Genomic DNA, 15,183 nt, shown 5'->3' on the forward strand with positions numbered 1-15,183 from the left:
ACAGGATCACTCCTGTCCTTTTGTTGTTTGACTTGGTTTTTTGACTTGGTTTAGGGACAGGACGACAAGAGTCCATCCATCATAAACAATCTCCCTCTCCCGATAGGAGAAGGAGATGACGGGTAAGCTGGCGCATCGAATAGTTAAGAGCGCATTGAGAAAATGAGCACCGAGACTCTAACGCCTAAACGGTTTTCTGACCAAAAATTTGGGCTTTCAGCGCATTGAAATCTCTAGATAGTTCTTGACGACTCTCTGCCTTCCACACATAGCGATAGATGAACCAAGCAGAATAACCCATTCCTACTAGCTCAAACAGGGAAGACATTAGAGGAATGTCGTTAATGGCATCCAGAATTGCTAGCAGCAGCTTGACTGCAATCAGCGCAGCAATAATTAAGCTGACGGTGATAATCGGGCGTCTATACTCGCCGAAGAAATCGGTGAGATATTCTGGTAAATCAGCCAAAAATGCGGAAATTCGATCGCCTACCCGCTTCCATTGCTCATTAGAAGGGGTAGAGACTTGAATCGTAGTTGGATCTTCGTTGTTCATGGTCACGCTCAGCTTCTCTGTTGTGTACTCTGGGGGGGTAAGGTCTTGCGTTGCTTCAGGCTCCATAGTCACACCTTGGAACTAAACGACGGCTTTAATAAAAATATCCCAGTCTAGGATAGACCTAAATCGGAATTCTAAAATCTACTTTCAGGATTAAGACTATAACTCCAGGATTTTAAGAATCCACGAACATACTTGACACTAAATCAGACTGTCCATAATTGCAATAGGAAATTAGGAAGTGAGTGTAGAAAAATAGCTAGATCTAGAGCGATCGTAGCCGCAACAGACCACCAGTTCTGATTTATGCTGTTGTCTGCACTGAACGATCTAGAAGTTGAAAAATTTCTTTAGCCGCTCGATCGCACACGCCTACTTCACCAAGTTTTGTGCGCATCCGCTCATAGTCTCGTAACATTTGGTCGCGTCGAATGCAATTCAGGAGGAGATCAAGCGCTTCTTGGGTAATTCGTTCAGGAGTAGCGTGTCGTTGCAGCAATTCTGGCACGATCGGCTCCATCATCACTAAATTGACCGGGGAGATGAACGGTGCAGAAAACTGAAGCAGATGTTCAGCAATCCAAGCGGTAATCGGATTGAGCCGGTATAGCACCACCTGTGGTACATTCAGCAACGCCGTTTCCAAATTGACCGTTCCCGACTTTGCAATAACCAAATCGGCCGCAGCGATCACGGTTTGCGATGGGTCTGTCACCAGGTTAATGTCTAGGTGATAAGGCCTGATTGTTTGCTCTATTGCCGATCGATACGTGTCCAGAGACAGGGGTAGCCAAAATTTCACATCGGGTAGTTGAGCTTGAATCTGCCGCGCGGCTTCACAAATCACAGGCAGAATGTATTGAATTTCTTGATGGCGCGAAGCAGGGACGAGGGCAATGACTTGCTGCTTCGGTGCAATCCCCAACCTTTGCCGAGCTTGGTCTCGGACAGGAGCCTGCTGCATGTGATCAACCAAGGGATGCCCCACCCAAGTGACATTGCCGCCGCGCTCTTGGTAATAAGTTGCTTCAGCCGGAAAGATAGCTAGTAGCCGATCGCTGATGCGCAGAATTTCGCGAGTATTGCGACTGCTAAGCGACCAGACCCACTCTTGAGGCGCGATGTAATAAACGGTTGGCACTCGGGGAAAGTGGGATCGTAAAAACCCACCCAACGCTAGATTGGGGCTGCCGTAGTCAATCATCACCACCAAATCGGGAGAATGTTGCCGCAGATATTGCCGCACCTGGCGCTGAATTTTCAGGGTTGAGCGAATGTAGGGCACCGACTCTAGCAATCCGATCGAGCCGATCGAACTCGTGTCAGACAGTAATAATGCTCCCGCTGCGGCCATGCGCGGCCCGCCCAAGGCCACAATTTCCAGCGTTATGCCCAACTCATCCGATCGACGTTTCAACGCCTCAATCAATAATGCCCCTTGCAGATCGCCAGACACTTCGCCAGTGCTGATAAAAATGCGTTTCATCCTTCATTCACCAGAGGCTTCACTCTTGGCTTTCCGCTTGCCTGGAGTCAGTCCTCGCCGTTCGGGTGATTGACTCATGCGCAAAAACTGTCGTAGGTGCTGCAAATGCTCGCTATCAGGCAGCAGATCGAGTTGCTCTAGGGCTTGTTGAAAAGAGAGATTAGAGCGGTAAAGCAGACGAAAGGCTTTCTTTAACGTTCGGAGCGTTCCACCATTGTCTTCATCGGCAAGTCCAGCCCGCTGTAGCCCGACTTGATTGAGTGTGCGAACACAGGCGGGATTTCCATCCACGCGCATAAAGGGTGGTACATCCCGAACTATTTTGCTCATCGCGCCAATCATGGCGTACCGGCCGACATGAACAAATTGGTGAATTCCTACCATGCCGCCTAAGCGAGCGTTCGACTCAATGCGAACATGGCCCGCGATCGAAACCGCGTTTGTAATAATCACCTGGTCTTCAATGACGCAGTTATGCGCCACATGGGCATAAGCCATCAACAAATTACCATTACCAATGATCGTGGCTTCACCAGCGGCTGTGGCTCGGTTGATTGTGACATATTCCCGAATTGTATTATCGTCACCAATTTTAACCAGCGTCAGCGATCCATCATATTTTAGGTCTTGTGGTTCCAGCCCGATCGCGGCTCCGGGAAAAATTTGATTTCGCGCCCCAATTTCAGTATTACCGTCTAGGACAACGTGATGACCAATCACCGTATCTGGCCCTACCCGTACTTGCTCTCCAATGACGGCATAGGCTCCAACCTGCACCGAAGGATGGAGTTCTGCACGGGGATGAATAACAGCCGTTGGGTGAATCAGGGTAGTCAAAGGGTAAACCGTGGAGAAAGGACAAAGGGGAAAGGATAAAGGTCAATCGCAATGAAATAAACTGGGGCTTCACCTTTATCCTGGGGTATTGAGCCTTGTTTACGGATCGACAAGCGAGAACATGAATTCGCCGCCTGTAACAAGTTGACCATCCACTTCGGCGCGGCCCTGCATCTTGCCAAACCGACGCTGCTTAACGGAGAGCAGTTCCACGGTCATAATTAACTGATCGCCCGGCACAACAGGACGCCGAAAACGAACTTTGTCGATCCCAGCGAACATAAAGAGTCCATCTTTGGGAAACTCTGGCATTTGGGTCAGTACAACGCCACCCACCTGGGCAATGGCTTCTACAATCAGAACCCCTGGCATAATCGGTTGTCCCGGAAAGTGGCCCTGGAAGTGAGGTTCATTAAACGTTACGTTCTTGAGTCCCACGGCCAGCTTTCCAGGCACATACTGAATGATGCGATCGACCAATGCAAAAGGATAGCGATGGGGCAGCAGCCGATGAATGTCTTCGACCGCCAGAACGGTGGAATTGGGACTGGGCTTGCCGTCTTCATCGGAGTGATGCAATTGCGCTTCTGGATGGGTCGTTGTGGTATGGTCGTCAGTCAATGTAGCCATGAGTAATCGGTAATAGGACTCAAGAGTTAAACAAATTTTGCTTTAAGTGAAAAGGACTGGAGCTAGCCGCTGAGCTAATTGAGTGTGTAACCGATGACTCGCTTTATAGGCCAGCACATGCACACATGGAAAAGCGCCTAATAAACTCAAGTCCCCTATTAAGTCTAAAAGTTTATGGCGCACTGGTTCATCTGAAAACCGAAGCGGTGGATTAATCCATCCCTGGTGATCACACACCAGCGCATTATTTAAACTACCGCCTTTGATCAACCCATTGTGCTGAAGTTGTTCAATTTGATGAGCCAATCCAAAGGTGCGAGCCGGGGCAATGGCTGTCGTGAAGGGTTCTGTATGGGGCGACCAGCTATACCATTGATTGCCGATCGCTGGTATATCAAAATCAATGCCATAGGAAAAGCGTAAGGTATCCGCCGGCAAGGCTGCCACAAACGCATCGCCCTGATGTATCCAGATCGGGGCATTGAGCCGAGGTTGAAGCCGAGGAGCGTCCTGTGCCACAATTCCAGCTTGAGCAATAGCTTCGACCCACAGCCAAGCCGAGCCATCCAACAAAGGAACTTCAGCTTGATTAATTTCAATGCGTGCATTATCGATGCCCATGCCGCTAAGGGCTGCTAGCAAATGTTCGACGGTACGAATACTGGCTTGCTGATGAGATAGTTCGGTAGAGAGCACCGTTTGGCTGATGAATGCGATCGATGCTGGAATGACGGGTTGATGCGGCAGATCGATGCGTACAAAATAGCGACCTGTGCCCGGTTCAGCCGGACTAACCCGCACAGTTGACTCTAGTCCTGAATGCAGACCTATCCCCGATCGCTCAAAATGAGTCGCCAGGGTGTGCTGCTGAGAGTTCAGCAGCGTTGAAGATGATAGATCAAGCTCTGCAAGCCAAGGGCGTTGTGTCAAGTGCGCTTGAAAATCGAGCGTGTTTACGTTTGTGAATACTTCTGTCAACTTTCACCCCCACCAGACAGACTCCTCTATTTGCTCACCCTACCGAATTTAGTAGGATCAATTCACCAGAATTGTGCCAATTTAGCGATCGACAGAATTGTGCCCTTCGTGCTGCTCTTGGTCTTGGCTGATTTTTGGCTGAGAAGTTTTTGGTTGAGATCGCCTTGGACTAGAACCGCTCACCAATTCCAAAGTGAATTTGGCTACCTCCTTCATCATTGATGGCATAATCAACGCGAATTTGCCCCAAGGGTGACTGTACCCGCACACCCACGCCGTAGCCAAAACCGCTGCCGGGTTTATTCAGAATTTCAGACGGGTTTCCAGGAATATCATCCCCGGTTCCTAAATCGGTTCCTACATCAGCAAACAGGGCGCCGCTAACAATCGAGAATACAGGGAAGCGATATTCCACCGTTGCTTGCAGAAAACTGCGTCCACTGGCCAGTTCACCCGCACCATATCCTCGCACCGAATCCGTACCGCCCAGAGAAAATGCTTCATACGGTGGTAAATCGCCCAGAATGGTTCCCCCTTGCACATTAAACGCCAAGGTTTGCGGACAATCGACGGGCGACGGATCATCTAGCCGACATCCTTCCGTAAAGTTGGTGAATCGTACTGGTAAGAAGTAGCTGTAGCTAGCACGTAATCGATTGAGGAAGATATTGCCGTTGCCAATTGGAATGGATTGCTCGGTGCTAAATCGCAAGAAGGACCCGCTGGTCGGCTGTAGGGGATTATTGCGCTGATCCTGCGAGGCGGTAAACTGCACCGTGAACAGATCATCTTGTCCAGAGTCACTGAAGCTCAGAGGAGTACCAAACTCACTGCGTGGTTCCAGATTGCCGTCGAGATCGCGAATCGAGACGCGCTGGTATTGTGCCCCCAAAGACACGCGCCAGCCGTCATCCAGCGGGCGCCCAAACGTGACACCGCCCCCGAAGCGTCGTACCCGTGGACGATCGCCGTTGGGCAAGCGAATGTCTTCATCATCTCCTTCAAAGACCAGCGATCGAGACTGCCGACCGAAGGCATTGACCGTGTAGGAAGTGCGGTTGGGATCGCCACCAATCCAAGGATCAGTGAAACTGATATCAAACAACAGATCCCGTGAACCAATTTGCAGTTCTGCATTCAAGCGCTGATTGTTACCACCTAAGTTTTGCTCTTGGAAACTCGCCGTCCCAAAAAAGCCACTGGCAGAGCTAATTCCAATCCCTGCGGCAAATGAGCCAGTATTACGCTCAGTGACATTGACAATCACATCTACCTGACGCGGATCTTGCCCCGGATTGAGGGAAATATTGAGATCTTCAAAAATTCCCAAAGCAAAAGCTCGCTGCAAATCTGCTTGGATTTGCTGACGATTGAAGACATCACCCGGCTGCGATTCAAACTCACGGGTAATGATGAAATCGCGAGTGCGGCCGCGAATCGGTTCTCCTTCATCATCCTCGGCTTCCCCATCGCGATTGAGAAAGCGAATTTGAATGTCTTCAATTACCCCTTCTGCGACTTCTAGCGTCACAACGCCATCCGGAGAAATTTGCGGTGCACCAACCACCTGTGCCAAGACATATCCATTGTCTTGATAGAGTTGATTGAGTTGCTCGACCCCAAGCTGTAAATTGCGTAGATTTAAAATTTGCCCGTACTGAGGGCTAAAAATATCATCTACCGCGGTTTGCAAGGGCACTTCTTCCTCGTTGTAGACGATCGTCTCTAGCACACTACCCGATAGTTGAACCGATTCTAAAACTGGGTTGGGGGCAACATCAAACGTGACCCGTACACCCAAGGGAGTATCCTCTGGTACCGCTCGCACACTGGAGAAAAAGCCCGTGGCAAAAATGGCATTAATATCTTCTTGCAGTTGCGATCGCGTCGTGGTTCGCCCTGGCTGAGTTTGAATGACCCGATACACTTCATTTTGCAGATCCCCCTCTGCACCCACAACTAGCACTTCCGAAACCAACACCCGTGGTTCTGCGCCCGGTTGTTCAGTGGCAGGAGATGTGGCAGGAGGCGTAGCCGGGGGTGGAGCAACAGGCTCCGCATCGGGGCTAGCGTCTGGCTCATCCAGTTCAGCATCAGGAGTCACTGGTTCGGGCGACTCAACTTCGGGAATATCGCTTTCAGGAGCGGCGGGAGGAACATCGAGATCAGGAGGTTGATCTAGCTGAAATTGCAGTTGATTGGGAGTTTCTTCAGTTGGGGTTTCACTCCCAGCTGGCACTTGCGGTGCAGGCGCATCGAAGGGGGTGTCGCTGGGAGGATTACTGGGAGGGGTTTGCGCCAAGTCATCTAGCGCCACATTTGTAAACTCGATCGCGGTTGAATCTGCCCGCGGCTCTACCGACAAGGAACCGTACAACTCATCGAGCGAGAGTTGCGTTTCCAACTCACCTTCAGCCACATCAGCGACGGTTACTTTCGAACCAGTCACTTCCAAACTATCTGACTCAACAGTTTGGTCTGGATTTGTTGCCTCTGCATTGGCAGGATGAGCTAAACCAAGGGTGGTCGAAGCAGCGACAACTGCTAATAAAACTGGAGAAAAACGCATACTGTCTAAACCGTTTGGCACTTCCACACACCACGACACAAAACTATCTGCAAGGGTTTCAACGTTAAGTAGGCAATCCAACTGCTCCAATGGATAACAACGGATCAATGCGCATTAAAAAATGATCCCACATTGATCCCAAAAAGTTTTAAAAAGTTTAAATTTGACGGTGCAATTCTACAGCATGGCTTTGCCTGATCCATCGATCGATTGTGCCAGTACTCTTTCTAGCACTTGACGATAGCCCTCTTCTACTTGACCTAAATTTTGACGAAACCGATCTTTATCCATCACTCGTTCAGCCGGATCGGTGGTGGCTTGGTTCCAAAGCCGACAGGTATCGGGACTAATTTCATCTGCTAGAAGCAAGGTTCCGTCGGGTTCCATTCCAAATTCCAATTTAAAATCTACCAGGGTAATGCCACAGGATTGGAAGAACGCTGTAAGATGCTGATTGATTTGCTCAGCCATACGCTGTAGTTGGCTTACTTGCTCGGGCGTAGCCAAGTTAAGCACCCGTAGCCGATCGAGAGTCAGCAGCGGATCGCCCAACGCATCGTTTTTATAATAAAACTCGACCAGTGGTGGACTGAGTTCAGTTCCCAGCGGTATCCCCGTTTGTTGACAAAGGCTGCCAGCAGCCAAGTTACGCACAACGACCTCCAGCGGCACAATTTTGACCGATCGAACTCGCATCTCGTTGGGGGACGACTGTTCAATCCAATGGGTGCGAATGCCATGCGACTCTAGCAACTGAAATAAATGGCTGGAAATGGTGCAGTTAATTTCGCCTTTGCCCACAATACGCCCTCGCTTTTGAGCATTAAAGGCGGTTGCATCATCCTTGAAATGAGTCAGCAGGATGTTTGGGTCTTCGGTAGTATAGAGGATTTTGGCTTTCCCTTCGTAAAGTTTTTGACCAGCAACCATGAGTGTCTGTTGACCAATTGAAACGAGGTCTCATTATTGTACCGGGCTGACGTTCCCGATTGACCAATCTGATATACAGGGAAGACTTTTTGGCAACCCAATAAAATAGTTTGCTTAATTGCTTTCCAATGATTTCAAAATTTGATCTTATGGACACTTTTTAATATCTGAAGGAAAGAAAGTATTTCTATTCTTGATAGGTTTTTGTATTCCGAAGCCATTGTTTCTACTGTGTTGGTCTCCAAAGCGTGCTATAAAATACAGTTTTCACTTCCAGTAGATCTTTTCAGCAAAACCAGGTAAAGTGGGGGGAGTTTCGGTAGTCAGCACGATTTCTATTTATTCTGTTTATTGCTGATCTTATTGCTGACAATCTGTTTTACCGTTAGCCACACGGTTGGATGTTTGGTTTAGTGCATGAGGACTCAGCCCGCTCATCTCAAGTTAGCCAACTAGTCTTTACTGATTCAGCAAGTCGTTCACCAAGCTAGTCGATTTTTCAGTTTCTTTAAGCTGATGTATCGATTGGAGTAAACAAATGTTGCGGTAATGGGGCTAGAATGTCACGTAATCGAGCGATTCATCGTCTTTTTTGTTCACGCTGAATTGAACCGCGATCGATTTTTCTCAAAGCTACTGATTGGCTGTAGTTTTTACCGTCATATATGTCCAATGGCTCGTTACACCAACCTTTTTACAGTTTCAGCTTCCACTCAAGACCTCCGACGGTCTGTTGTTCGAGTGTTTCAAGCATGTAATTTGAATTTGGTTTATGAAGCAGCAGATTACCTGGTGGCGAAGGAAAAGCCCGGACACGTAACCTACTCACAGCTTGCTACGGTCGAAGTACTCATCAATTCTCTGCCTAATGAGGAAAGCAGTGCCCATGTGAACCTGGTAGTGAAGAATGAGGAATTACCCCTGAAGACCAATAACCATTGTCATCGGGTTTTTACATTGGTGAATCAAACCATCGTAGACACGCAAAACTGGCAGTCTGTACAACTGACCTAGTCGTTGAATCTAACGCCGAGATGGATCGACCTAAAAGCAATGGCGGCTGTGCTTAAACTACACATGATGTTGAAGTATAGTCGCTTCTGACGTTCTCATCTGTTTGTTCATCTATATTTCGTTAAGCCATTTTGCTAAGCCAGCGGAGTTATCTATGATGGTTTAAGCAACTTGGCTTTTTTAGATCCTGCTCATGAGTTTTGATGACATCCTTGATGCTGTAGAACAATTACTGCCTGCCGATCGCTTAGGGGCAATCGATCGCTTCATTTTTCGCCAATCGTGGTTAGGGCGAACCTACACAGAAATGGCCCATATGTCAGGATATGGCAATGACTATATTAAGGAAGTCGGATCGCGCTTATGGCATGACTTGTCCGAGGTAACGGGTCAGCGCGTGACCAAAAAAAACTTGCAATTAGTGTTTAGTGATCACCTTGAGCCAACCTTGGCTAGCATCGCGTCGGTGGAACTAGCCGCTGAACCAGTCTTGTCTGAATCAGCGTCCTCCGCTCAGCATTGGCAAGATCTAGTGGTCTTGCAGCCACCTCGTACCATTGATCGGGTAATGCTACCGCTAGCCACTCGAATGGGGTTTCCTGGTGGGCCAATTCCGCTAAACTCACCGTTCTATATCGAGCGCCCCCCGATCGAATGGCTATCCTATGCAGAATTGGAACAACCAGGAAGCTTAATTCGCATTCGTGCCCCCAGACAAATGGGCAAAAGTTCTCTGATGCATCGGTTGCTTGCTCATGCCGACATGCTAGAGTATCGAACCGTCCATTTAGATTTTCAAGAAGCCGATCAAGGAGTATTTTCTTCGCTCGATCAATTTTTGCGCTGGTTTTGCGCCAATATTAGCCGTCGCTTGCAGGTTGCACCCCGTCTAGATGACTATTGGGACGAAGATATGGGCAGCAAGGTGAGTTGTAAAGTTTATTTTGCTGGCTATTTGCTTAAACAGATTGAGCGTCCGATTGTCATTGCGCTGAACGAAGTCAATCGAGTTTTCGAGCACCCCCAGATTGCCCAAGACTTTCTGCCAATGCTGCGCGTTTGGCATGAGCAAGCAAAACATGATCCGGCTTGGCAAAAGTTACGGTTGGTGCTAGCCCATTCTACTGAAATCTATGTACCTCTTAATCTCAATCAATCGCCGTTCAATGTGGGGTTATCAATTCGTCTACATCCCTTCAATGTTGAGCAGGTGCAAGAACTGGCACAACGCTATCACTTGGACTGGAACACCCCGATCGGCTGTGAACATGCAGCAGCGCTGCAAATGTTAGTAGGCGGCCATCCCTATCTAGTTAGTTTGGCGCTGTATCATCTGCGTCAAGGCGACATCGCGATTGAACAGTTGTTAGAAACGGCCGCTATGCCTTCTGGTATCTACGCCCACCATCTACGAGGGCTATTAACTACCCTTCTGCAAAACCCAGAGCTGATTGGGCCATTTCAACGAGTTGTAGCAGCAGATGCAGGTGTGTCCCTCGAAGCGATTGCTGCCTATAAGTTAGAGAGCATGGGTCTAGTTCATCTAGATGGTAACGTTGCCAAACTCAGTTGCGAGTTGTACCGATCGTTCTTTCAAGCACAGTTTGCTATGCATTCGGTGCTCCAGCCTGTGATGAATAGTATGAGAGACAAGGAGCAATGGTGAGTCAATGACAACACAAGATGAATGATTTTTCTTGCGGTCAACCGGAACTACAAACAATGAGATTTCCCGTCAAGTGTACTTTCGCGATCGCTTTTTGCGGGGGCTTGTGCGTGGGTGAGGACGTTCTGGTGTGCTCATACGAGCCGTAGGTTCGCTTAATCGTCGGCTCACCTCCACAAAGCTGTCGCGCCGCAAGTACGGATAATCAGACACCCACAAATCGTAGTCAGATAAATAAATATCAGATACCTGGGAAATTCGGCTTAGATCGGAGCGATTCGATACTACTACCATTTGAGCCACATCCCCTGGACGAATAGCTCGATGCTCCCGCTTGAGTGGAACTTGCAAGTTAGTATAAAACCCAGTTTCATCGCCCACTTCTAAGTTCAGACAGCGTTCGCGATTTTCAACCAGCACCAATTCGCCTCGCTGATTCACGGTTTCTTCTGTACCAATCAATTCTTCGGTAACAAAAACGTCTTGCACTTCCCCCTGCCAAAATCCGCTATATGGATAGCGTCGCAACAATCGATTGCGTTGACTGGCCAAATAAACCGGCCCCCACAACCAGTAAAACCCAGCCGAAAACCCCAGTAAGAAAATCACAATATTAAAGGCTTGTCCCAGAAACGAGCGCAAAATTACCACTGCCACAACTCCAGCAATAGAAATTAACAAGCGCCGCAACAGATCAGAAAACTTGCCCCAGTAATACTTATATTGATCGCCTGTGGCAACCAAAGGAACCAATTCTTCAAACGTTTTACGAGTTAAAGGAACGAGCATAGAGGTTGAATAAAAGCACTCCGCTAGCAGCAATTTGCATCGATCGTATGAACTGCTTTGAGCCTAACACTTGTGGCTCATTTGTTACAAAGCCATCTTCATGTCTGTTTGAGTTCTCTATTGAACAGGGTGTTGGGGTTAGACAAAAGGTGAATCTACGGATTTTTTTGCTTTTTCCAAAAGTGCCTCAGTCTAAAAGTTCAGTACATCTCTCGACGCTCATCCTGCCATGCAAACGGCACAATCAGAGTTAACTTCTGGAGAACGCCTTCGGAAGAACTAAACAACTAGGGGGCAATTGGGTTGTTTTGGTTCTTCTAGTTAGGAAAGCGTCCTTACAGGTGACTTGCCTGACCTTGGGGGCTTTAAAGGTCAGGCAATTTTTTATACAGGTTCTATTGCGTTTAGCAGCTAACCCATCCTTTCTCAATCTAACAGTTCTACAATGCCGCGTTGTCCATCTAAGCGAATGCGTTGCCCATCTTGAAACCGTTGAGTAGCTTGTTCGACATCCATCACAGCAGGAATTTTGTACTCTCGGGCCACGATCGCTCCGTGTGACAATTGCCCACCCACTTCAGCCACCAGCCCTCCAGCTTGGGCCAACAGGGGTGCCCAGCCCGAGTCAGTATAGGGCACCACGAGGATGGTTGTCTTAGTAATCTCAGAGCTTTGTTGTAGCGATCGTAGGACTTTCACTTGTCCTTCGATTTGTCCTGGGCTTGCACCAATTCCTTGCAGTTGCTTGCCGCTCGAAACACGGTCATGCGCGTTGGGCTGAGAAGGTGGGGTGTTGCCATACACCAACATCGCAGGAGATCGTTGTCGATCGGACTCTAGTTGTGCTCGACGTTGACGAATCAAATCGGGAATTTGCCGCCTCAACTCTGAACGAGTTCCTGTGACTAAGTGTTCAATTTCATCAAAGGTTAGGAAAAATAGATCGCCTGTCTCTGCAAGTAATCCAGTCGATCGCCAATGCTCTTCCAAGGACACCACACTCCAGCGCAATTCAGCCAACAATCGACTATAAACCGCCGTAACCCGTCCTTTTAGATCTAACCGACGTTGTACCTGCCGGGTTTTCCAGGATGGAGCGTTGGAGGCGTCTGTCCCAGAAGGATGGAGCGATTTAGGTGGATTGAACACAAACTGGGTGAATAGGTCTCGAGCAGGTTGGGGATTTTCCTTCCAAGTGGGTACGGCAATATCGGTCGCCACTTCACTCAAGTAGCCATACTGCTCTAGAAACTGATTGAACTGTCGCACAATTGCTTGTCCGCTTGGATGAGCAGACAGGGTCGAGAATACAACATCGCTAGTTTGCGGCGTCACCTGCTGCAATGACGGTAATACTATTCGCGCCTGGGCTGCCAACTGCTGTAGCGCTTGTAGAGAAGCAACTTCAGGCATCAAGTTGTAAGTTAGCTGTGATTCGGGCACGTTGAACACGGCTTGCCGCAAGGCCGCACTTAAGGGAGCCAAGATACTGTAATAGGTTGCTTGCTTCAACAGTTTCAAAATCCGGTAAATGCGTCGCAGTAATGCGTCTGCGGTAAGTTGATCGATCGACTGTCGGGTCAACTCATCTAAAGACGGCTCGAATCCGTGCGCCAGATCTTGCTCAAATTCTTTTTCTAATTTAAGTTCCTGTTGCAAAAGCCGCAGCAGTCCAGGGAGGTTACGCAAGGTAGAACGGAGAGGGGGTTTTGTAAATTTAGCTCCACGGGTGAGAAACTCTAAACTTTCAGGTGGCAGTCCCATGCGTCGAAAGATTTGCCCCAACAGTGACGCATTAAAGTAGGCGGCGGAATGATGTAAGGTAGCTGTGTCATTAAAGTTTAGATCAGAGGCGCGATCGCCTAGGACAAGGCTGAATATCTCTCCCCACACGCCGCAGGTCAGCGGGCGATTGATTGACCATGTCAGGGGATGAATATAACCTGGAATGACTTCAGCGGCAATTTTACGAGTCCAAATCGGCAGTAGTGTTGTAATGGGTCGCGCTTGCAGTATCCACACTTGTTGGCCATCGTAAGTCCATTCAATATCCTGTGGAACACCGTGAAATCGGGCTTCCAACTGACGAACAAGAAAAGCGACTTGCTGAATTAACCAATGGGGTGTTTGCCCTTCTCCCTCAACTCGACAGGTTATGCTCTCTGGCAGCGAATCAGGGTTCCAGCTAGCAAAGGTTTGAGGATTGCAACCCTGCTGATTAGCTGGTTGCCCTTGGCGAATTACAGAAAGAATCGATTCTGTTCCTTCTAACCACACTCGATAATATTGTGGAGTAAATTGTCCAGACACAACCCGCACTGCCATACCGGGTAGGGCTTCAATTACGATCGCCTCTGTGTCTCGCATCACGGGATCTCGACTGAAGGCGACACCCGAAACCACTCCTTGTATTTGTCTCTGCACCAGCACAGCCATTTCGGTATCTGCTAACCCTCGATCATGCCGATAGCGTGCAGCAGAGGGCAAATTGTAGGAGGCTTGGCAATGAAAAATGGCCTGCTCTAACGCGGCCGAACTAGTGATGTTGAGAATAGACTGATACTGCCCGGCCGCCGAAGCGGTTTCTGAATCTTCACCAATAGCAGAGGAACGCACAATTAAGGGACGTTCTGGCAACGGTTGTGCCACTTCAACAAGAGTGGACGGATCATCCCCCGCTCGCAGCACCCAGCCATCTGGCACCGCATAACCCCAGCGTTTAAGTTGAGATAAGGTTGCAGCTTTTTGCCCGACTTGGCTAACTTGCAGCGGTTGATTAAGAGTGAGGAGCGATCGATCGCCTTGGAAAAAGCGAAAGAGCTTACGAGAGCTAGTTTGCACGTTGGAATCTGATAATTCTAAATCGTCTGGAATTGTTTGATAAATCCACGCAATTAATCCACACAGGACAATCGTCGCAACAATGAGTGGTCCATTTTGAGGATGGCGCAATACTGTCATCAACGAGAGCAGCAGTAATACGCCTAATTTACCCGATCGACGTTCTCGTAAGATCGTAAAGCTAATGCCGCCCACAAGGAAAACCAAAGCAGCGGTCACCCAATCGTGGACTAGGTATCCCCAGACTACATTCGTTGTTCCCGCACCACGTCCAAGCCAATAGCGTCCTAACACTAGCGCGATCAGCGCAATAATTTCCCACTGTGGCTGTGTAGGGAAAAACTGTCGAGCGAGTAGAACGGCTGCAATCCCTTTCAGGGCTTCTGATAAAACGGCTAAGACACCAACTAGAGTACCGCCGTGATAAAAGGCGGCCGAAACGCTAATATTCCCCGTTCCCAATTGCGCCAAATTGCGTCTAGTTAGACCATAAGTAATCCACTGAATTAGTGGCAACCCACCCAGCAGTGGACAAATGATAAAAATCAACAGGGCTCCCCAAACTTGTGTCATGGTTCTGGGCGAACAAAAACAGTAACGTGGTTATGATAGTGCCTTCACATAAGTAAGTAGTAACTCTACAAATGTTGTAGAACAAAAGGTTTAACCTGTTACTCATAATAATTCTCTAAATCCGGACTGAACTGCTCCTTTGGTTGCGGTTAGTATGCTCAATCTTGTATCAAAATTATTCTGTTCTGCCATATTACTAGGATGACCAGAACCAGAACACTTGTTACAGATCTCAGCTAAAACATTTGCTATCTCTCTTGATGTTTCTTATCAATCAAATCCTAGAGGATGTTGCTTAATTGAGTTAAATC

The 15,183-nt window shown here is 48.4% G+C and carries 11 protein-coding genes; 2 read left to right on the forward strand and 9 right to left on the reverse strand.

What is annotated here, in order from left to right:
* Positions 1 to 184: 184 nt before the first annotated feature.
* The 7 genes from OXH18_RS10050 to purC all read right to left on the reverse strand — a co-directional run bounded on the left by OXH18_RS10050 (position 185) and on the right by purC (position 7,989).
* Positions 185 to 622: a CAAD domain-containing protein gene (locus tag OXH18_RS10050; RefSeq protein ID WP_268612574.1), complete on the reverse strand. Its 438-nt coding sequence runs from the start codon at positions 620 to 622 to the stop codon at positions 185 to 187.
* 241 nt (positions 623 to 863) lie between these two features.
* Positions 864 to 2,045 (reverse strand): lipid-A-disaccharide synthase, encoded by a 1,182-nt coding sequence (gene lpxB, locus OXH18_RS10055; RefSeq protein ID WP_268612576.1) that lies wholly within the window; start codon positions 2,043 to 2,045, stop codon positions 864 to 866.
* Between the two features lie 3 nt (positions 2,046 to 2,048).
* The gene (lpxA, locus tag OXH18_RS10060) at positions 2,049 to 2,882 is read right to left on the reverse strand and encodes an acyl-ACP--UDP-N-acetylglucosamine O-acyltransferase (RefSeq protein ID WP_268612578.1); all 834 of its coding nucleotides are present in this window, start codon (positions 2,880 to 2,882) and stop codon (positions 2,049 to 2,051) included.
* Positions 2,883 to 2,981: 99 nt separating this feature from the next.
* Positions 2,982 to 3,512 (reverse strand): 3-hydroxyacyl-ACP dehydratase FabZ, encoded by a 531-nt coding sequence (gene fabZ, locus OXH18_RS10065; protein ID WP_268612580.1) that lies wholly within the window; start codon positions 3,510 to 3,512, stop codon positions 2,982 to 2,984.
* Between the two features lie 42 nt (positions 3,513 to 3,554).
* Positions 3,555 to 4,391: a UDP-3-O-acyl-N-acetylglucosamine deacetylase gene (gene lpxC, locus OXH18_RS10070; RefSeq protein ID WP_268613156.1), complete on the reverse strand. Its 837-nt coding sequence runs from the start codon at positions 4,389 to 4,391 to the stop codon at positions 3,555 to 3,557.
* Positions 4,392 to 4,659: 268 nt separating this feature from the next.
* Complete coding sequence (locus OXH18_RS10075; protein ID WP_268612582.1) at positions 4,660 to 7,098, reverse strand: BamA/TamA family outer membrane protein; 2,439 nt, start codon at positions 7,096 to 7,098, stop codon at positions 4,660 to 4,662.
* 138 nt (positions 7,099 to 7,236) lie between these two features.
* A complete protein-coding gene (gene purC / locus OXH18_RS10080; protein WP_268612584.1) occupies positions 7,237 to 7,989 on the reverse strand; it encodes a phosphoribosylaminoimidazolesuccinocarboxamide synthase in 753 nt (250 codons plus the stop codon).
* Positions 7,990 to 8,661: 672 nt separating this feature from the next.
* Here purC and OXH18_RS10085 point away from each other — a divergent pair.
* Both OXH18_RS10085 and OXH18_RS10090 read left to right on the forward strand, forming a co-directional pair.
* Positions 8,662 to 9,003, forward strand: a complete 342-nt coding sequence (locus OXH18_RS10085; protein ID WP_268612586.1) for a hypothetical protein — start codon at positions 8,662 to 8,664, stop codon at positions 9,001 to 9,003.
* A gap of 193 nt (positions 9,004 to 9,196) precedes the next feature.
* A complete protein-coding gene (locus OXH18_RS10090; RefSeq protein ID WP_268612588.1) occupies positions 9,197 to 10,669 on the forward strand; it encodes an AAA-like domain-containing protein in 1,473 nt (490 codons plus the stop codon).
* A 69-nt stretch (positions 10,670 to 10,738) separates the two neighbouring features.
* Here the strand turns inward: OXH18_RS10090 and OXH18_RS10095 are convergent, their stop codons facing one another.
* Both OXH18_RS10095 and OXH18_RS10100 read right to left on the reverse strand, forming a co-directional pair.
* A complete protein-coding gene (locus tag OXH18_RS10095) occupies positions 10,739 to 11,458 on the reverse strand; it encodes a phosphate ABC transporter permease (RefSeq protein ID WP_268612589.1) in 720 nt (239 codons plus the stop codon).
* Positions 11,459 to 11,884: 426 nt separating this feature from the next.
* Positions 11,885 to 14,872, reverse strand: coding sequence for a glycerol-3-phosphate acyltransferase (locus OXH18_RS10100; protein ID WP_268612591.1), 2,988 nt, complete (start codon positions 14,870 to 14,872; stop codon positions 11,885 to 11,887).
* Positions 14,873 to 15,183 lie beyond the last annotated feature (311 nt).

Origin of the sequence: Thermocoleostomius sinensis A174, from assembly GCF_026802175.1 — a bacterium.
Lineage (GTDB): Bacteria > Cyanobacteriota > Cyanobacteriia > Elainellales > Elainellaceae > Thermocoleostomius > Thermocoleostomius sinensis.

Coding starts and splice junctions, on each gene's coding strand:
- OXH18_RS10050 (WP_268612574.1), bottom strand. CDS start 622: ATGGAGCCTGAAGCAACGCAAGACCTTACCCCCCCAGAGTACACAACA.
- lpxB (WP_268612576.1), bottom strand. CDS start 2,045: ATGAAACGCATTTTTATCAGCACTGGCGAAGTGTCTGGCGATCTGCAA.
- fabZ (WP_268612580.1), bottom strand. CDS start 3,512: ATGGCTACATTGACTGACGACCATACCACAACGACCCATCCAGAAGCG.
- purC (WP_268612584.1), bottom strand. CDS start 7,989: ATGGTTGCTGGTCAAAAACTTTACGAAGGGAAAGCCAAAATCCTCTAT.
- OXH18_RS10085 (WP_268612586.1), top strand. CDS start 8,662: ATGGCTCGTTACACCAACCTTTTTACAGTTTCAGCTTCCACTCAAGAC.
- OXH18_RS10090 (WP_268612588.1), top strand. CDS start 9,197: ATGAGTTTTGATGACATCCTTGATGCTGTAGAACAATTACTGCCTGCC.
- OXH18_RS10095 (WP_268612589.1), bottom strand. CDS start 11,458: ATGCTCGTTCCTTTAACTCGTAAAACGTTTGAAGAATTGGTTCCTTTG.
- OXH18_RS10100 (WP_268612591.1), bottom strand. CDS start 14,872: ATGACACAAGTTTGGGGAGCCCTGTTGATTTTTATCATTTGTCCACTG.